This is a genomic window from Mesorhizobium sp. M1295, assembly GCF_040318135.1.
Classification (GTDB): Bacteria; Pseudomonadota; Alphaproteobacteria; order Rhizobiales; family Rhizobiaceae; genus Mesorhizobium.
Window position 1 is genome coordinate 41838 of record NZ_JAMYLU010000009.1, and the last position, 18941, is coordinate 60778.

The following is an 18941-nucleotide window of genomic DNA, read 5'->3' on the forward strand; positions in this document are numbered from 1 at the left end:
GGGGGAGAGGATTTCAAAAAAGGAAGACCCCTCTCCGTCTCGGCATCGCCGAGCCACCTCTCCCCGCTTTGCGGGGCGAGGAACCCAAGATCGCGTAGGGGGCCTTTCAGTGCAGGCCGAATTCGCGCAGCAGTTCTTCGCGGTAGCGTACGAAGCGGCTTTCGCTGCGCTCGCGCGGGCGGGGCAGGTCGATGTCGATCAGCCGCGCCGCGCCGCCTTTCTCCTTGGGCAGGATCAGCACCCTGTCGGCCAGGTAGATCGCTTCCTCGAGGTCGTGCGTCACCATCACCATGGTGACGTTCTCCTCGCTCCAAATGCGCGCCAGTTCCTCCTGCATGCCGATCTTGGTCATCGCGTCAAGCGCGCCCAGCGGCTCGTCGAGCAGCAGGATTTCGGGCTGCACGGTCAAGGCGCGGGCGATGCCGACGCGCTGCGCCATGCCGCCCGACAGCTGCCTCGGGAAAGCATCGCCGAATTCGGCGAGGCCGACGAGCGCGATATAGAAGCGCGCCCGTTCCTCGGCCTCGGCCTTCGGCACGCCGCGCACTTCGAGGCCGAAGGCGACATTGCCGAGCACGGTCAGCCAGGGCAGCAGGCGCGGTTCCTGGAAGATCACCGCGCGCTCGGCGCCGACGCCGTGCACCGGCTTGCCGTCGATGGCGACGCCGCCGCTGTCGGCGGCCTCCAGCCCGGCAAGAATGCGCAGCAGCGTGGTCTTGCCAGATCCGCTGGCGCCGACGATGACCAGGCATTCGCCCGAGCGGATGTCGAGGTTGAGGGTCCTCAGCACGGCAAGCGAGCGCCCGCCGATGCTGAACGATTTGGACAGGTCGCGTATGCTGACCTCACCGCCGCTTGTGCTGCTCATCGCGCTCGTCTCCCAGCTGCCGGTTGGCCTTGTCAGTTGGTCTTGGTTTCGCCGGGCCGGTAGAGGATGTCTGTTGCCTTCAGCTTACCCTTTGGCAGGCGACCGTCGCGCTCGAGCACGCTGACCCAGAAGTCGATGTCGCGGTCCGTCGCCTTGGCCCCCTGGCGCAGCCCGAAGCCGGTCCAGTAGCGCGCCAGCTCGCCGTTTTCGCCGCGCTTGTCGAGGATTGTCGCGAGCACCTTGCGCGCTTCGTCGGGGTTCTGCAGCGACCAGTCGGAGGCGCGCGCCGAGTGCTCGACGAAATTGCGGGCGGCGTCGGGATGCGCGGCGATGAAGTCGCGCCTGAGCACGACGAAGCCGCCGGCCAGTTCGCCCAGCACGTCGGTGTCGTTGAACACGCCACGCACGCCGCCATTGTCGACCAGCGCGCCGGCAAAGGTCGCCTGCCAGTAGCCGAGCGCCGCGATGTCGACCTGGCGGGAGCGCAAGGTCTGTTCGAGTTGCGGTCCGGGCACGACGACGAGATTGGCGGCGTCCGGCGACAGGCCGACGCTGTGCAGCGCCTCGCGCACGGTGTAGTCGAGATGGGCGCCGAGCGTGTTGACGGCGATTGTCTTGCCGGCAATGTCGGCGATCGATTTGATCGGGCTGTCGTCGAGCACGTAGAAGACGCTTCGCACCTTGCCGTTGATGCCGTTGCTCGGATAGGCGGCGACGAAGTCGTTGCCGCCGGAGATCGAATTGATCACGGCGGCGGTTGCGGCCGAGCCGATATCGACGCTCCCGGAGGCGAGCGCAAACAATGATTCCGGGCCGCCGCCGGAATAGCCGACATTCTCGACCTCGATACCGAGGCCTTTGAAATAGCCGAGCTCGCCGGCCAGTTCATGCGGAGAGATGCTGCCGCGGCTGGCGAGGGAGCGGAACTTGACGGGTGCGGCTTCGGCAAAGGCGAAGCGCGGCAGGCCGGCGGCGAGAAGGCCGGCGGCGAAGGGTGCGCCGGCAAGCAGGGAACGGCGAGTGACTTTCATGGTGGTCTTTCCTGGTTGGCTTGGCTTGGGTCTGGTCGATGGCGAAAGGGGAGGTCAGTCGACGGCATTGTTCCAGCGGCAGAGCCGCCGCTGCAGGCTGACCAGCGCCTGGTTGGCGATCAGGCCGAGGCCGGCGAGGATGACGATTGCCGCAAACATCAGCGGGATCTGGAAGTTGTACTGCGCGTTCATCACCTGAAAGCCGATGCCCTTGTTGGCGCCGATCATTTCGGAGGCGATCAACAGCAGCAGCGCCGTGGTGGCGCTGAGCCTCAGCCCAACGAAGATCGAGGGCACGGCGCCGGGCAGCACGACGCGGCGGAAGACGGTGAGCTGCCTGGCGCCATAGACGCGGGCCATCTCCAGCAGTTTCGGATCGACCTGCTTGACGCCGCCGATGGTGTTGAGCAGCAGCGGGAACAGCGTCGCCCAGAAGATGACGAACACCTTGGAGGCTTCGCCGAGCCCAAGCAGCAGGATGAATACGGGATAGAGCGCCAGCGCCGAGGTCTGGCGGAAGACCTGCAGGATGGGATCGAGCGCGGTCTCGACCGCGCGCACCTGGCCCATGAACAGGCCAAGCGGGATGGCGACCAGCACGGCGGCCGCGAAGGCGAGACCGGCGCGCTGCAGGCTGATGGCGATGTCACCGAGCAGAGTGCCGCCGGCCAACCCCTTCCAAAGTGCCGCGACAATCGTATCGATCGGCGGCAGCACGGCCGTGTTGACCCACCCTGCGCTACTCGACACTTGCCAGATTGCGAGGAAGGCAATGAGGGCGCCGTAGCGCGACAGGAAGCGGATGCCTGCCCGGCCGCCGAGGCGCAGGAAGTCCGTGCCCAGGCTTGTCGTGCCGTCACGCGTGCCGAGGCTGGCGGCCTGTTCGATGTGCTGCAAGGTCATCGTCTTGCCTCTCGCTTCGAGGGTAGTGGGCTTCTCGGGATTATTCGGCGGCCAGCACGGCCGAGCGGGCGGCGGTCCACGGGTTTTCAGGCCGCCTGAGGCCGAGGTTCTCGCGCAGCGTCCTGCCTTCATAGGCGGTGCGGAACAGGCCGCGGCGCTGCAGTTCGGGCATCACCAGCTCGACGAAGTCGTCGAGCCCGCCGGGCAGCCAGGGCGGCAGGATGTTGAAGCCGTCGGCGGCTTCGTTGCCGAACCATTCCTCCAACTGGTCGGCGACCTGCACTGCGCTGCCGATGACGGTGTAATGGCCGCGGGCCGTCGCCACCCATTGGTAGAGCTGGCGGATGGTGAAGTTGTGCTCGTCGGCAATCTGGCGGATCAGCGCCTGGCGGCTCTTCATGCCTTCGGTTTCCTTGCTCGGCGGCAGCGGGCCGTCGAGCGGATAGCCCCTGATGTCGAGCGTCTGGCCTGCCAGCCCGTTGAGCAGGGCGACGCCGTCTTCGGGCAGGATGAGATCGTTCAGCTGCTGGTATTTGGCGCGCGCTTCTTCTTCGGTACGGCCGACGAAGGGTGCTACGCCGGGCATGATCAGCACCTGCTCGGGATCGCGGCCGACGGCCGCCACGCGGGCCTTGATGTCGCGGTAGAATTCCTGCGCCGACGCCAGGTTCTGATGGGCGGTGAAGATGACTTCCGCCGAGTGGGCGGCGAGCTTGCGGCCGTCCTCCGATTGCCCCGCCTGCACCACCACCGGGTGCCCCTGCACAGGGCGCGGCACGTTGAGCGGACCCTTGACGCTGAAATGCGCGCCCTTGTGGTCGATGTCGTGGAGCTTGTCCTTGTCGTAGAAGCGCCCCGATTTCTGGTCGCGGATGAAGGCATCGTCCTCCCAGCTGTCCCACAGCGCCTTGACCGTCTCGACATGCTCATGCGCGCGGGTATAGCGCTCGGCGTGGGCAGGCTGGGTATCACGATTGAAATTGCGCGCGGTTTCGTCGCCGGCCGAGGTGACGACGTTCCAGCCGGCGCGGCCATTCGACAGATGATCGAGCGAGGCGAATTTGCGGGCGAGCGTGTAGGGCTCCTCGTAGGTGGTCGAGGCGGTGGCGATGAAGCCGAGATGCGTGGTGAGCGGCGCCAGCGCTGCAAACAGCGTCACTGGCTCGAAGCCGGCGATCTTGGCATTGCCGCCTTCGCGGGCGCCGAGCCCGACCGTCAGATTGTCGGCGAGGAAATAGGCGTCGAACAGGCCGCGCTCGGCGGTCAGGGCAAGCTGCTTGTGGAACTCGAAATTGGTGGCACCGTCGGCCGGCGCCTCGGGGTGACGCCAGGCGGCGATATGCTGTCCGCCGCCGGGCAGGAAAGCGCCCAGTTTGATCTGCCTGGATTTCTTGGATCTGGTCATCGCGGCGTGCTCCTGGATTGGTCGGGGAGGGGATCTCGGGTCAGTAGTGCGTTCAGGCGGCAAGGCCGACGCGATAGGGCACTCCGGTTACCCGGCATGCCTCGGCGACCGCCTGCCGGGCGCGGGCATGGATCGCGTCCGACACCAGCACGCCATTGGCAAAGTCCTTGTCGGAGGCGTAGATCGCGGTCGGCACGGTCAGCGCCTCGAAGAAGCCGAACAGCGGCCGCAGCTGGTGCTCGACGATCAGCGAATGGCGCTCGCCGCCGCCGGTCGCGGCGAGGATGACGGGCTTGCCCCTCAGCGATGACGGATCGAGCAGGTCGAAGAAATGCTTGAAAAGCCCGGTATAGCTGCCTTTGAAAGTCGGCGAGCCGGCCACCAGGATGTCGGCGCCTAGCAGCCGTTCGACGATGTTGCGCGCCGCCGGGTCGAGGTCGCCGAGGCGCCTCGCCTGCGGCAGGGACGCGCCGAGATCCTCGATGTCGAAGACGGCCGAGGCCGCGCCAATGCTTTCGGCGGCCTGTCCGACAATGTGGCTGACGAACGCCTTGGTCTTCGATGGCCGGGTCAAATTGCCCGACAGCCCCACCACGAGCTTTTTCGACATTCCTAGCTCCCTCTCAAGCGCTCCACTTCAAGCGATCTATGTTAAGTCTAGAGAGTTTGTAGAATTAAAAGAGCGAGAAAATTTCAAAAGCAGGACGGTGAGCGAACTGAGTTTGCGGCACATCGCCGGCAATTGGTTCATTCAACGCGCCGTACCGCGCTGAAAGATCGCTGCAGCGCCTGCAGCCGCGATAGCGCAGCGCGTCGGACAGAGCGCATGAACAGCTGGCCGGACATATCAGGCAAGTCGCCCTCGGGCGCTCCGGCGCGACGTCGGGGAACCATGTCCTGATGCCACGATCCTGGATGGCCTAGCGGCCCTCGGAGAGGACGCGGCGCGGGCACAGGCCAAGGTGCTGGCGTGGGGTCCGCGGCATGTGGCGAGTCAGGCCAATTTGATTCAAATCCGGCTGTGGATATTTGCTTTTGGGTAAATCGAGGCGGTCATCTTGCCGGCCGGCGGGCAACAGGGAGAAGCCTATGACAAGCGACTTTGCCGCCGCACACCTCCACCTCGAACGAGCCTGCCATTATTTGAGCGGCGAGGACGAGACGAGCCGCACGGCTCGTGCGGCTCTGGATCTCCTGATCGATGCAATTGTCGCGGCGCAATACAAGCGGCCCACGGGCGACGTTGTGGAATTTCCAAGACCGGCAAAGCTGGGACAATCCGCAAGCGGGAACGGGTAATCCAACCGGCGGCGTCGCTTTGCTTCCGCCGGATCACATGAACCAGGTTGCCACCAGGCCGATCGTCGCCGAGAAAATGGCGGAGGTCGTTGCCCAACCGAGTATGTTGGTGCTGCGGCTGTTCACCTGGTCGCCCATGATCCTGCGGTTGTTCGTCATCAGCATGATGAGCAGCAGCAAGGGCGGTGTCGAGAAGCCTTGAACGATGCCGGACCAGACCAGTGCCTTCATCGGATTGAAGCCGAGAAAGTTCAGGCCAGCGGCGATCGCGGTAAAAAATCCGATGGCGAGATAAAATTTGGGCGCCTCTCGAGCCCGGGCGTGCAGGCTGTTTTTCCAGCCGATGGCTTGCGCCACATCATAGGCAGCGCCGGTGGTCATGACAGGAACCGCGAGGAAACCGACGCCAATCACGCCTGCGGCGAACAGAACGCTTGCGGCCTGGCCGGCGAGCGGCCGCAGCGCCTCCGCCGCCTGCGCGGCCGTGTCGATATCGTGGTGGCCCGCCTTGTAGAGCGTAGCACCCGTCGACAGGATGATGAAATACATGATGAGATTTGAAAACATCATGCCGATGAGGATGTCCCGGCGAGAGCGACGGAGTTCGCTGTCGGTGGCGCCCTTCCTTTCCCTGAGCGTTGTCCGCCCCTGGGCAATCTCCTCCTCGACCTCCTCATTGGACTGCCACGTGTAGAGATAGGCGGACAGCGTGGTGCCGATGATGGCGACCAGGATCGACAGGAACTCACGGTTGAATTCGATCCTGGGGAGCAGCGTCCCGCGCAGCACCGCCGCGGCGTCCGGCTTGGCCAGAATGGCGGCACCGACATAGGCGAGCAGCGCCAGCGCCAGCCAGCGAAAGATGTTGCGGATCAAAGTATAGGAGCCAAAAACCTGGAGGGCGAAGATGAGGGCGGCGACGAACAGCACGATCAGCGGGATGGGAAGCGGCACGAATATGTTGATCGCGGCCGCCATTCCACCAAGATCCGCCGCTGCCTCGATGGTGTTGCCGACGAGCACACCCAAGAGCACCGACCAGAGCAGCCACCGCGGGTAGAAGTCCTTGATGACGTGGAACAATCCGCGCCCCGACACCTGGCCGAGCTTCGACGACAGGTAGACGACCGCGTACATCATCGGCAAGGTCACCGGAGCCGTCCAAAGCAGGTCGGGTCCGAAACGGGCGCCGGCGCTGGCATAGGTGCCTATTGCAGAACAATCGTCGTCGGCCGCCCCTGTTATCAGGCCGAGGCCGAGCGCTCGTCCTATGCCGCCTTTGCTCTCCTCCGGTGGGGTGGAACGATCGGAACCGGCCTGCCTCATTGCGATCGGACCGGGTGGGGAACGAAAGGCGCGGCCTGCCATGCAACAATGCTAAGGATCGGTCGGGGCGCTGGTCTCATTTTGCCTCCTTCAACAACTTGCCCAAACCCGGCGTGCCATGACTTGTTCCGCAACGACGGGGCAGGGTTTTGCCCCAGGCAAAAAAGTTCGGGTTGACCGCTTCCGAACGCGAAGCGACTATCCGGGCGAGGCGAAGATCGCAGGAGGAAGTGCAATGGACGAGCCCGATCAGTGGCGCCACATGTCGAGCGCGCCAAGGGACGGCAGCAGAATCCTTGTCACAGTTCGGCCTTCCGAACAGGGGCCGGCCGAGGTCGACATGGCCTACTGGGCCCGCGCCGATCAGTTCGGCAGCGAAGGCTGGCGCGCTTCCGATTCGTCTCCAGGACGCATCGTCGAATATGCCGAACCCGAACTGAAGTGCTGGATGCCGCTGCCGTCGGCCAATCTCAGCAAGGGATCGATGCCGAGCCCGTGGGAAGGCGAAGATGTGCCGCTGGTGGATGGCTCGGGGATATGAAAGGGCCGAATGCCCAGGACCTCTAAGAGCCGATATCCACGGCTACCCGCATTCGCCAAAAGTGCGCGCAAGCTGACCGCGGCGGCCCGGAAATCGAACCCCTGGATCATTGACGCCCGGCGGGCCCGCTGGTTCTCAAGATAGCGCGCGAGCGCAATGTCGTGGCGCAGTGGCCCGCCGCGCGGCTGCGGGTCCTGCCTTGAATCATCATGCCAGATGGGCCATTCCGTCGGGGGTAGCGTAGCGTCCTCCTGAGATACCGGTCTCCCGACACTTGTCTTCCCTGCGTCGTGAGAAACGCGGTGGAGCCAGCGTGAAGGATTCGTGAAAAACACCAGGCCGGGCGAAATGACGGTTGAAATAGAGGCAAGTACAGGAAAGGATCGCAAAGAAGCTGTGGCTGTGGCGGATCCGATGGCGCACCCTCATCTCTGTCTGTTAGGCGGCTTTGACTTTGCCGGAGGAGCGGTGGCCCCGGTTTTCAGCCGCAAGGCTCGCGCCATGCTGGCTTATCTCGCCCTGCAATCCGGACACTCCCAATCGCGCGAGAAGCTCGCCGCGCTTTTGTGGGGCGGCAACAGCCAAACCCAGGCCCGAATGAACCTTCGACAGGCCCTATCCGCCATAAGGAAAGGAATGGGCGCATCCGATGGCGAAAGGTTTCTGAGCGACGGCGACAGCATTACGCTCAATCTCGACGATCTTGATTTCGACGTCGCGCGGTTCGAGTCGCTGGCCGCCGGCTCCGACCCGGAGCAACTCGAGCAAGCGCTCGTCGTCTATCGTGGCGACCTCCTGGACGGGTTCGGCCTGAAGGAGGAGCCGTTCGAAGATTGGCTCAGAGTGGAGCGCGAGCGATTGAGGGCAATCGCAACCATCGTGCTGGAGAAGCTCGTCGCGCACTATTCGGCAACGAATGATCTTCCATCATGCCTGCGGGCGGCGGTGCGCCTGCTGGATTTGGAGCCCTTACGGGAGGATATCCACCGAGCCCTGATGCGGACCTATGCCGCCCAGGGCCGCTTTAACCTCGCGCTGAAACAGTATGAGCGCTGCCGTGATGTGCTGCAACTGCAGCTCCGCTTGCAGCCCGAGCCGGAGACCCGGCAACTCTATGATGACCTGCGGACGCGCCGCGTGACGCCGCAAGCCACTACCCGGATAGCCGCCTCGGTGTCGCCTTCCCAGACACCGCCAACGTCGGCAGCCCGAACAGGTGAGCGGCCGGCGTCCCGGGCCGAGCCGATGCGCCCCGCGACCCACTATGTCAAATCGGCCGGAATCAACATCGCCTATCAGGTAACCGGCGACGGGCCGGTCGACCTGATCTATGTGCCTGGGTGGGTCTCCAACCTCGACCTTGCCTGGTCATCGCCGCGGCTGGCGCATATGCTCCAGCGTCTCGGTTCCTTTGCCCGCCTGATCCGTATGGACAAGCGAGGCACCGGACTGTCCGATCGCAATGTTGGTTTGCCAACGCTGGAAGAGCGGATGGAAGACATGCGAGCGGTGTTGGATGCGGTCGGATCAAAGCGAACGGTTCTGTTCGGCAGCTCCGAAGGGGGGCCTATGTGCATGCTTTTCGCGGCGACCTATCCCGAACGAACAGCGGCTCTCGTGCTCAACGGAACCTATGCCAGCGGCCGATGGTCGCCGGATTATCCATGGGCAAGGACAAGCGAGCAGGTAGAAGAAGATCTGACCGCCGTCGAGAGACAGTGGGGGGAGCCGGCGGACATGAGCAACGCCGCACCCAGCCTGATGAACGACAGTTTCGAGAGAGAATGGTTCGCCGCGTATCTTAGGAATTCAGCCTCACCTGCCGACGCGGTCGCGCTCTGGCGCTGGGGCACTGAAATCGATGTTCGCGCCCTTCTCCCAACCGTTCACGTCCCGACACTGATCGTGCAGACGGCGGGCGACCGCTGGGTAAAACCGGAAGAGGGGCGCTACCTGGCAACGCATATCGAAGGCGCCAGATACATTGAGCTTGCCGGCCGTGATCACGTAATCTGGGGGGAGAATTCCGATCGTTTGGTCGACGAGATCCAGGCTTTTGTCACCGGCTCGCTGCCGGCAACGTCGAGCGAGCGCGTGCTTGTGACGGTGCTGCACATGGAAATCGTCGGGTTGCCGCCGGCTCCCGTCAACGCTGGCGACCGGGCGCGGCGCGATCTGATGCAGCGACACGACGACGAGATACGCAACGAATTGCATCTTGCTAACGGTCAAGAAATCAGCCGCACCGGAAACGGGTTTCTCGCGGTATTTCTGCGACCAACGCGGGCGATCCAATGTGCAATCGCGGTCCGTCGTCGAATGAAGAGGTTAGACCTTCAGGTTCGCGCGGCAGTCCATATTGGCGAATGCGAAAGGCGCGGAGACGACTTCACCGGTGTTGCAATTCAACTGGCATCACATCTGCTCGACGTTGCCGGACCGGGCGAGATCATCGCGTCGCGCACGGTTCGTGATCTCGCGGCCGGTTCCGGCCTGGCTTTTGAAGAGCATGGCGAGATGGAGCTTGTAGGTGTTCCCGGCAGCCTGCAGCTTTTTTCCGTCAGTGAACCGGCTGCCTGAGGTCCCGCTGGGTTGGGATATGAGCCGGAGAGTTCAATAGGCCGGCGGGACAGCGCCCCCCTCTGTCCTGCCGGACATCTCCCCACAAGGGGGGGAGATCGGCAGCTTCACTGTCGGCCCTCAGAACAGGAATGCGGCCGTAGCGGGGTTCGGGCCGGAGCGGCCGTCGGGCGAATCCATGCCCCGAATGAGCTCGAGGTCCTTCGCTTCCAGCTCGAAATCGAAGACATCGAAATTGGCGGCGATGCGGTCCTGGTGGATCGACTTTGGAATAACGATCAGCCCTTCCTGAAGATGCCACCTGACGATCGTCTGCGCCAGCGACTTGCCGTGTTTCCTGGCAATGCTTTCAAGCGTCGGATCGTTCAACAGCCGGCCGCTGCCCAGCGGGCTCCAGCTTTCGATGCGGATGTTGTGCCTGTCATGAAATTCGCGTTTGTCACGCTGCTGGAAGCGGGGGTGGAGCTCGATCTGGTTGACGGTCGGCGTGACACCGGTCTCGCCGATGATCCGTTCGAGATGGTCCTGGTTGAAGTTCGAAACGCCGATCGACTTGATCCGGCCTGATTGCCTGAGTTCGACCAGCGTCTTCCAGGCTTCGACATATCTGTCCTGGCTGGGCACCGGCCAGTGGATCAGGAACAGGTCGATCTGCTCGATGCCGAGCTTGCTCATCGTCTCGTCGAAGGCGCGCAAGGCGGCGTCGCGCTGATGCGCGCCGTTGCGCAGTTTCGAGGTGATGAACAACTCGCTTCTCGGCACGCCGGCCGAGCGGATTGCCTGCCCGACACCTTCCTCGTTCTGATAGCCTTCGGCGGTGTCGATCAGTCTGTAGCCGGCCTCGATTCCCCAGCGCACTACCTTGGCGGTGATGGCTGGATCGACCTGCCACACGCCGAGGCCGATTTGCGGAATGGCGGAGCCGTCGTTCAATCTGATCTGTTCAGGTCTATTCAGGGTAATCTGTTCAGGCATGTTCAGGTCCTTCTGCATCGTTCCGCCCGGCGCAGGCTCTATCTAGTCCGGATGGCCGGCAAAGCCAGTCGATATCAGGAGAATGTGAGGAGACGGACGTGAAGCGCTGATCTCGATGTCCGTTCGGGCCGACAGCGTTCCAGCTTTTGACCCATTGGACTCGAGTACAGGAGCCGCCACTATTGCCGATAATGTGGTATTCTGCCGACTATCCGAGGAGGCGACTGCGTTGACCAACAGCTTGGAAGCCGAAGGGGCAAGAGACTGGTCTCACCTGCTGATCGCGGCAGAAAAAGGCGATGCGGAGGCGGTTCGATCGGAATTGGCGGCTGGCGCCGATATCAATCAGTCGGACGACGGCGGCTGGTCTGCACTTCACCTTTCAGCCCTCAATGACCGCACAGCTGTGGTGGAGGCGCTGATCGAAGACCCGGAAATCGACGTGAATTCCAGAAACAAGTGGAAGAGCACGCCCTTGAGTCTTGCGTCGGCCAAGGGACATTACGCGTGTATCTCAGTCCTCGTGAGACACCCCCAAATAGAGATCAACGCGCGAGCTGACTACTACGGCAGAACGGCTCTTATCGAGGCGGCGAAGAACGGGCATCTGGAAGTCGTCAAGTTGCTCGTGCAGAATGGCGCGGAAGTAAATCTGACCGACAAGACGGGGAGAAACAACGCGCTCATCGAGGCGATCAAAGGGCGGCACTACGAGATCGCGGAATACCTGCTGGATTCTGGGAAGGTGAGCTTTATCAACAAGGAGATGAGGCTGAACGCCCTGATCTGGGCTGGCAGCTGCCACAACCCTCAGCTTATCGAAAAGCTGGAAACCGCGATCCACACTTTCTTCGACGGCAAGTAAGAGCCTGCGCTCCACTGCTCCCGAGCGCGCGTCCGCATCCCCTGTCACCTCGACGTCCTCGGTGAGCGCAAACGGCCCGCAGCGCTTCACATAAATTATTCAACCAAACGGTTGACTATCTCAAAGCGCGCGTCTATATTCAACTAAATGGTTGAATTAGAGACATCTCAGATGGACGCGGTTTTTCACGCCCTTGGCGACGCCACCCGCCGGCACATGCTTCGCGATCTCGCCGATGGCGAGAAAACGGTAAGCCAGCTGGCGGAACCCTTCGTGATGTCGCTCGCGGCCGCCTCCAAGCACATCAAGGCGCTGGAGAACGCAGGGCTTATTCGTCGAGAGGTGAGGGGCCGCACGCATCTGTGCCGACTAGCCCCTGGACCGCTGGCCAGCGCCCATCAGTGGCTCAGCTTCTACGAGCGCTTCTGGACCGGTCGTCTCGATGTTCTCGAACGCCTTCTTCGCGAAGAGGACGCACGCAAAGCCCAGGATGAGCCCAGGAAATCGCCCAATCCGAAAGAAGGAGACGAGCAATGAACCAGATGAGAACCATCGGCGCCTATGGCGAGCTGACCGAGCCCGCCACGTTCACCATCCAGCGCCTTTTGCCCGGCCCCATCGAGCGCGTCTGGGCCTATCTCACCGAGAGTGACTTGCGACGGCAATGGATGGCCGCAGGCCAGATGGAAATGAAGGCCGGCAGCTCGTTCGAGTTCGTCTGGCGTAACGACGAGCTGACCGACCCGCCTGGCCAGCGCCCCGCGGGCTTCCCCGAAGAGCATCGGATGGAGGGCCGGATCACCGAACTCGATCCGCCGCGCAAGCTTTCCATCACCTGGGGAAATACCGGCGGCGTCTCCTTCCTGCTGGAGGCGAAGGGTAGCGATGTGCTGCTCACCGTCGTCCATCGGCGCCTGCCGGAACGTGCAATCCAGCTCAACATCACCGCCGGCTGGCACGTGCACCTCGACCTGCTGGCCGCCCGCCTGGCGGGTAAGACACCGACCTCGTTCTGGGACGGCTGGAGCCGCCTGCGGGACGAATACGACCGCCGCCTGCCGGCCTGATGTAACTCGCGGCGGCCATCCCTGAGGTCGCCGCCAGCCACACGAAGCAACGATGATCCGACGAAACGTGCTTGCATCCCGCAAGCCTGATGGAGGAAGTCATGCGTAAATTGATCACTGGAATGAAAATTTCCGTCGACGGCAAGATGGAGGGACCCGAGGGTTACGCTGATTGGGTCGATGCGTGGTCTGAGGAATACGGCCTGACGCCGCAAATCGATGCCTGCCTGCTTGGCGGCGTCATGTATGCTGGCTACGAGCGCTACTGGAGCGCCATCCAGAACGAGCCCGACAAGCCGCTGCCGATGACCGGCAAATTGCCGAAGCCGGCCGAGCTCGAATGGGCCCGCTTCGCCGCGCAGACGCCGCATTATGTGCTGTCGAACACAATGACTTCGGCGGCCTGGCCAAAGACGCGCTTCGTGCGGAATTTCGAGGATATCGCTGCGCTGAAACAGCAGCCCGGCAAGGACATCTACCTTATGGGCGGCGCCCGAATTACCGCGAGCCTTATCGATGCCGGGCTGGTGGATGAACTCAGGCTGATCATCTATCCGCTGCTCGCCGGTGAAGGAAAGGCGCTGTTTGGAACGGCGAAGAATCATCGTGGGCTCGAACTGCGCAAGGTTGAGCAGCTGTCGGACGGCCGCGTCGGGCTGGTCTATGGGATTGGCTAAAGCGCGTCGCGTTCGATCGGCCTCATGCGACGCGCTTTAGGTTCTTTGTTATGCATGTCGTTATCGCAAACCGATACACACTTTTGCGCGACATGCATTAGCGCCAACGTCAGGCAACGACACCGCGGCAGGCCCAGGCGACATTGGCAAAGGACCTCGGGCCGTCGGGCCGGCCGGCCTCATAGGCGTCGCGCATGGCGGCGTCGGTGCGCGCCCGCTCTTCTGGATCGAGCGTGGCCACATACTTGCCGAGCGGCCCTTCGCCGGCGGCAATCGGCGCCCAGTAATCGTCGAAGTTTTGGTAGTCCATGCGGATCATCAGCTCGGTCTCCGTAACGTCGCGGAGACCCTGCTCGACAAAGGTCCGTTTCATTTCGCCCGGCTGCATCATCGGCTGGGTGCAATAGCGGGCGCGCAGCTGGCGTCCGCCTTCACTGAGCACTGCCACCGTGTCGATCATCATGCGCATTCCGGGCATGCCGCCGAGATGGTCCCATACGGTCGCCGCGACCACGCCGCCCGGCCGCACGACGCGTCGCATCTCAGCGACTGCCTTGCCGGTTTCGGGCACGAAATGGAGCACGAGCAGCGCCAGGGCGCGGTCAAACGCGCCGTCCTCAAAGGGCAGGGCGCAGGCATCCGCCTGGCGGATTTTTATCCGCGGGTCGGTGTTGCGCCGGATTGCCTCCTCGACGAAAACGGCCGAAAAATCGATCGCGGCGACCTCACGGAGTTCAGCGGCCTTGACGAGCGCGAAGGTCACGCTGCCTGTGCCACAACCGACGTCGAGGATCTTTTCGCCGTCCTTAAGGCCCGCGAAGTCGATGAACAGCGGCGCGAGCTTTTGGCTCCAGCGACCCATGAGCTGCTCATAGCCGGCAGCATGGTGAACATTGAAACTTGAAGTCATCGAACCCTCCCTTAGCATAAGCTAAACCTCGACACAGCGATTGCCAAGGCGGGCGAGCATTCGTCCCACCGTGAGGCGGCTGCTGGCGAAAGCCACCTTACGGATGCCGGGGCGCGAAGACTTCGCCGGCATCGTAGATTTGATGCGGCCGGCGAGCCGACCTCGATCAGTCTGGGCCACCCATTTGGCGGGCAGTCCGCGGCGCTGGCACTGGATCTCCAACACGGAAGGCGAACGACACGACTTTCGTCGCATCCGGATCGACCTCGCAACGAAAGCTCAGAGCGTACCACTGCCCGCCGGCGCGGAACTCGGTCCTGGAGACTTGCATGATATTGCCGGCCTTCAACCTGAAGGGACGCAAGACGTCAGGAAAGTAGGGGGGCGAAGCATGGCGCAACTGTTCGCGCACTTCCCAGAAGCAGAGCTGACCGATCCGATCGGGGCGCGGCACATTTCTCATGGCGGTTGTCGCGATTGGATCACCGGTTGCTGTTTGCGAGAACAATCTTTTCGCTTCTTCAAGCTTCAGCGGCTTTTGCACCTTGGCCGCTCGCTTGGGCTTAGGCGGCGCGGATGCGCCAGGCGGCGGAGCCGGGTCTTTGCCGTCTACCGCAGTCACGGCAGGTGGCTGCGCAAGATCCTGTTTATTGGGATCTTGCGGCGCCGTCGGTTGTTCCGAACCATCCTCCGCACTGTTGCCGTCCAGAGACTTGCGAGGACCAGCGTCCTTCTCGCCGAATTGGAAGACAGGCCTCTGAGGGCCGGCTTCCGGATGCGCCGGCGTCTCGATCTTTGCTTCCGGCGGCTTTTCGGGCTTGGGCGGTTTCGCAGGAGGCGGAGGTTTGGCTTTCTCCGATGGTTTGGGCGGCGGCACCAGATCCACCCCGATGGCCTGATCCTTCTGCGGCTGCGGGGGCGACACCGGCAGCGCGGACAACAGAAGCGCCGCGGCGAGCAAATGCAGGACCGCGGAGGCAGGCAAGGCCCACCTGAACACCTGGCGCTGATCCCGTATCTCGTCCGTCATCGTGACCGGTGTGTGGAATGAAATATTGGCGGCATCAAGCACCGATGCCGCCAGACGTCGAAATAACCGGTTCATGTCGAGCTTCGACGGTTTTGCGGCGGCCGAGCAGATGCCGCCCAACGCGTTCGTTGGAACTGTCGCCGTCGCTACGAATCGCGCCATCGGCGACTGCCGCGAGGCGCGTCATTCAAATACACGAGGACAGTGGCCGAGCCTGTCCCTAGCGTGGCGTCGGCCAGAGCGCACGGTCAGGGGTGAACCCGTATTCGGGGGAGGCGAATGTTCGCTCCTTAACGGCGCTGCACGAGAGGGATATTCAGTCATGAATTTCAAAGGTTTGATCAAGCGTGCCGAGACTGTGGAGAGGGCGTTCAAGGAGCTCGAAACCGATTTGGCGGATGCGTTTAGCGAATGTCTCAACGTGGACGATCAGTCGCCGTTGAACGACGTCACTGTCCCGGATGAGACTGTGTCGGATGGGAATCTCGCGGCAATGGATGACAGCTCGCAACTTGAGGCCAATGCGGATGCCTTCGAGACCGCGCGACGGCTGACGCCCCACACGCAAACCCGGCTCGCTGCCTTAAGTGCGGTCGATGGGCTCTTTCACGACGCGCAGGAGTATCTTGGGGAGATCCATGCGAAACTGTCGGAGATCGCGACCTCGCATCATCTGACAGGCGAATTCCTGAAACTCCTCCACGGCGACATTCTTCGCGCCAACGAATTGGAGCTGGCAAATACCAGCTTGACCGCGCAACAAAGAGCACTATCCGAACAGCTCCACGATGCAACCAGAAAGCAGCGCGAGCGCGACAGCGCTATCGAGGCGCTGCAGCAGCATGAGGCGAGCCTGGTCGAGGACAAGGAAGCACTTCGCGGCGCGCTGGCTGCAGCAAGGCTGGAGCTCGTCGTGGCAGGCAATGCGAGCGCAAAACGCGAGGCCGAGTTCGGCGAGCTTGTCAAAACGCTCTCGGCCAGAGCGGTCGAGGCCAACAGACGCTCGCGCGAGAACGAGATGCTGCGGGAGAAACATGTTAGCCTGTCGATCGACCTCGACAAGGCGCTGAAACGGGAGGCCGAGGCCCGGCACAGGCTGGACGAACTCTCGACTGTCCACGCCAATGACGCCGCACAGGTTTCGGAACTGCTGGTCGCGCTTGGCAAGAGCGAGAAAGAGGAAATGCGGCTGCAGAAATCGCTCGACATGGCGCAGGCCAAGCTGTCGGAAATGACGGAAGCGGCCCGCATCAGGGACGGGGACAGGGAAGCCGAACTTGCACGCGGTGTCGCGGAGATGACCGGCTTGCGTTCTGAGATCGAGGATCTCCGATCGCGACTGGAAGCCGCCTCGAACCACAACAGCGAAGCCGTCAGCGAGATCGCCAGGCTCAAGGCTCAAGCGAGCGACGCGGTGGCCGAAAAGCAAATCGCCGAGGAAAAATTGTCTGCTCTCATGAAGGAGAGCGAAAGCGACAAGATGAACCTTTCCGCGGTCAGCGCGAATTTTTCGCAGCTTTCCCTGCAGCAGGCATCCGAACAGATACAGTTCGACGTCCAGCGGCAGGAATGCGAGGATCTGCGTGCCGAAGTCGCGTCGCTTCAAGCCCGGGTCAAGGAACTGTTGCCCTATGAGCGGCTCCACAAGGTCACCAACGCCAGACCGCGTGAAGACGGCGTGGTCGAGATCACCGCTGCGGTGGCGGAGAAGGCCCGCGCCAGCAGGCGGCGCCTTCGCCTGCGCGCGGCATCCTAGCTCAGGCGCGGCTGTCTGAATTTCGACTGGTGCGAAACCGACATCCGTCAATGGATGGCGGGTCGAGCGTGAGGCTGGCCTTCCCTGCGTCGGCCTGCAATAGTGCACGCCGGTGAAGCGGAGGGGGCTGAGCATGCGGCTATTCATAAAGCGGAACCACCTCCGTTGGAGGATGTTGGCCTTCATCGCTATCATGGTGCTTTTGCCGAAAGCGGCGTCGGCCGATACCATCCCACCCGACAGGATCGCCGCGGCCCTTGCGAAGCTCGAACTACTTGCCGAAGGCGTCGTCGCGGATGGTAGCGTGCCCGGTCTGGCCATCGGCGTCGTGCATGGCGACGAGGTGATCTTCCTCAAGGGGTTCGGGCATCGCGAAGCCGGAAAACCGGAGACCGTCGATGCGGACACGGTCTTCCAGATCGCCTCCCTCTCCAAGCCGGTCTCCGCCACCGTCGTGGCGGCGCTGGTCAGCAACGGGGTCGCTTCCTGGGATTCGAAGATCGCCGACCTCGATCCGGCTTTCCGGCTCGCCGAGCCCTATCCGACCAGCGAACTCACGGTCCGCGACCTGTTTGCGCACCGCAGCGGGCTTCCCGGCACGGCGGGCGACGACCTCGAGGACATTGGCTATGACCGCGGGGAGATCCTGCGCCGCCTGCGGTTCGTGTCGCCGTCGTCGAGCTTTCGTGCCGGCTATTCCTACAGTAATTTCGGACTGACCGAGGGTGCCGTCGCCGCCGCGAAGCCGACGGGCAAGCCCTGGGAAGAGGTCGCCGAAGAGAAGCTCTATCGTCCGCTTGGAATGGCCTCGACCAGTTCGCGTCATTCGGACTTCATCAAGCACGCCAACCGCGCCGAACTCCACGCCAAGATCGATGGCGCCTGGGCCGCGAAGGTCCAGCGCTATCCGGATGCGCAGGCGCCAGCAGGCGGCGTCAGTTCCACCGCACGCGATCTCTCTCAATGGATGCGCCTTGTGCTCGGCAACGGGGCCTACGCCGGCAAGAGACTCATTGCCGCCGATGCGCTGGACCAGACACATATTCCCTTGATGGTTCGCGGCAAGAACCCCGTCTCCGGAGGCGAGGCCTTCTACGGCCTCGGCTGGAATGTCGAATTCGGCCGGCACGGGCTGGTCTGGGGTCATGCGGGCGCCTTCAGCACCGGCGCACGCAGTCTGGTGATGCTCTTCCCCGAGGAGAAGCTTGGCATCGTCGTCATCGCCAACGCCTTTCCGACAGGCGTGCCGGAGGGACTGTCCGACAGCTTCGCCGATCTCGTCTTCGGCGGAACGCTGGGGAAAGATAAGGTAAAGGCATGGAATGATATCTATGCAGGCATGTTCGGGCCGGTGATTGCGGCGGCCAAGGCCACCTATGCCGTGCCGCCCTCTCCGGCAAGTCCGGCCGGGCCAGCCAGTGCCTATGCCGGCCGTTACTTCAACGACTTCATCGGCGATGCTATTGTGTCGGGCGAAGGAGAGGCTCTTGTCCTCAAGGTCGGGCCCGCCGGTGCGCGGTCCTATCCACTGAAGCATTTCGACCGCGACCTCTTCGTGACCTTCCCCGATGCCGAGATGCCGGACAGGCCCTCGGCCGTCAGCTTTGTCATCGACCCCGACGGCAAGGCGTCGGCCGTGACCATCGAGTTTCTCAACGACAATCATCTCGGCACGCTGCAGCGCGAGGGTGATTAGCCGTCGCGGGGC

General features: G+C 63.0%; 17 protein-coding genes. 8 read left to right on the plus strand and 9 right to left on the minus strand.

Annotation, left to right across the window (positions count from 1 at the left end):
• Window positions 1–106 precede the first annotated feature (106 nt).
• The 6 genes from NKH29_RS14540 to NKH29_RS14565 form a co-directional block, all read right to left on the minus strand.
• Window positions 107–868, minus strand: coding sequence for an ABC transporter ATP-binding protein (locus NKH29_RS14540; RefSeq protein WP_023722373.1), 762 nt, complete (start codon window positions 866–868; stop codon window positions 107–109).
• Window positions 869–900: 32 nt separating this feature from the next.
• Window positions 901–1899, minus strand: coding sequence for an ABC transporter substrate-binding protein (locus NKH29_RS14545; protein WP_352999973.1), 999 nt, complete (start codon window positions 1897–1899; stop codon window positions 901–903).
• Window positions 1900–1953: 54 nt separating this feature from the next.
• Entirely contained in the window at window positions 1954–2802 is an 849-nt protein-coding gene (locus NKH29_RS14550; protein WP_352494426.1) for an ABC transporter permease, read from the minus strand.
• A 40-nt stretch (window positions 2803–2842) separates the two neighbouring features.
• Complete coding sequence (locus tag NKH29_RS14555; protein ID WP_352999975.1) at window positions 2843–4207, minus strand: LLM class flavin-dependent oxidoreductase; 1365 nt, start codon at window positions 4205–4207, stop codon at window positions 2843–2845.
• A 52-nt stretch (window positions 4208–4259) separates the two neighbouring features.
• Entirely contained in the window at window positions 4260–4817 is a 558-nt protein-coding gene (msuE, locus tag NKH29_RS14560) for an FMN reductase (RefSeq protein ID WP_023722369.1), read from the minus strand.
• A gap of 722 nt (window positions 4818–5539) precedes the next feature.
• The gene (locus NKH29_RS14565; protein ID WP_352999977.1) at window positions 5540–6832 is read right to left on the minus strand and encodes an Nramp family divalent metal transporter; all 1293 of its coding nucleotides are present in this window, start codon (window positions 6830–6832) and stop codon (window positions 5540–5542) included.
• A gap of 235 nt (window positions 6833–7067) precedes the next feature.
• Between NKH29_RS14565 and NKH29_RS14570 the strand changes: the two genes are divergently transcribed.
• Together NKH29_RS14570 and NKH29_RS14575 are read left to right on the plus strand one after the other, a co-directional pair.
• Window positions 7068–7373 carry a hypothetical protein gene (locus NKH29_RS14570; protein WP_023722367.1) on the plus strand — a complete coding sequence of 102 codons (306 nt, stop codon included), beginning with the start codon at window positions 7068–7070 and terminating at the stop codon, window positions 7371–7373.
• A 324-nt stretch (window positions 7374–7697) separates the two neighbouring features.
• A complete protein-coding gene (locus NKH29_RS14575) occupies window positions 7698–9953 on the plus strand; it encodes an alpha/beta fold hydrolase (protein ID WP_352999979.1) in 2256 nt (751 codons plus the stop codon).
• A 120-nt stretch (window positions 9954–10073) separates the two neighbouring features.
• On the opposite strand, the gene NKH29_RS14580 is transcribed toward NKH29_RS14575, so the two are convergent.
• Window positions 10074–10928, minus strand: coding sequence for an aldo/keto reductase (locus NKH29_RS14580; protein ID WP_031195088.1), 855 nt, complete (start codon window positions 10926–10928; stop codon window positions 10074–10076).
• Window positions 10929–11157: 229 nt separating this feature from the next.
• Between NKH29_RS14580 and NKH29_RS14585 the strand changes: the two genes are divergently transcribed.
• The 4 genes from NKH29_RS14585 (at window position 11158) to NKH29_RS14600 (ending at window position 13537) form a co-directional block, all read left to right on the plus strand.
• Window positions 11158–11793 (plus strand): ankyrin repeat domain-containing protein, encoded by a 636-nt coding sequence (locus tag NKH29_RS14585; RefSeq protein WP_031195087.1) that lies wholly within the window; start codon window positions 11158–11160, stop codon window positions 11791–11793.
• 147 nt (window positions 11794–11940) lie between these two features.
• Window positions 11941–12330: an ArsR/SmtB family transcription factor gene (locus NKH29_RS14590; protein WP_352481715.1), complete on the plus strand. Its 390-nt coding sequence runs from the start codon at window positions 11941–11943 to the stop codon at window positions 12328–12330.
• Window positions 12327–12860: an SRPBCC family protein gene (locus tag NKH29_RS14595; RefSeq protein ID WP_352494420.1), complete on the plus strand. Its 534-nt coding sequence runs from the start codon at window positions 12327–12329 to the stop codon at window positions 12858–12860. The genes NKH29_RS14590 and NKH29_RS14595 overlap by 4 nt, the downstream gene beginning before the upstream one ends.
• 101 nt (window positions 12861–12961) lie before the next feature.
• Window positions 12962–13537: a dihydrofolate reductase family protein gene (locus tag NKH29_RS14600; protein WP_352999981.1), complete on the plus strand. Its 576-nt coding sequence runs from the start codon at window positions 12962–12964 to the stop codon at window positions 13535–13537.
• Between the two features lie 109 nt (window positions 13538–13646).
• Here NKH29_RS14600 and NKH29_RS14605 read toward each other — a convergent pair whose 3' ends face one another.
• Window positions 13647–14447 carry a class I SAM-dependent methyltransferase gene (locus NKH29_RS14605; RefSeq protein ID WP_352999983.1) on the minus strand — a complete coding sequence of 267 codons (801 nt, stop codon included), beginning with the start codon at window positions 14445–14447 and terminating at the stop codon, window positions 13647–13649.
• A gap of 166 nt (window positions 14448–14613) precedes the next feature.
• Window positions 14614–15639: a DUF930 domain-containing protein gene (locus tag NKH29_RS14610; protein WP_352895126.1), complete on the minus strand. Its 1026-nt coding sequence runs from the start codon at window positions 15637–15639 to the stop codon at window positions 14614–14616.
• Window positions 15640–15799: 160 nt separating this feature from the next.
• On the opposite strand from NKH29_RS14610, the gene NKH29_RS14615 reads away from it, so the two are divergent.
• A complete protein-coding gene (locus NKH29_RS14615) occupies window positions 15800–17233 on the plus strand; it encodes a coiled-coil domain-containing protein (protein ID WP_023722355.1) in 1434 nt (477 codons plus the stop codon).
• Window positions 17234–17405: 172 nt separating this feature from the next.
• Window positions 17406–18929: a serine hydrolase gene (locus NKH29_RS14620; protein ID WP_502911258.1), complete on the plus strand. Its 1524-nt coding sequence runs from the start codon at window positions 17406–17408 to the stop codon at window positions 18927–18929.
• The last annotated feature ends 12 nt before the right edge of the window (window positions 18930–18941 follow it).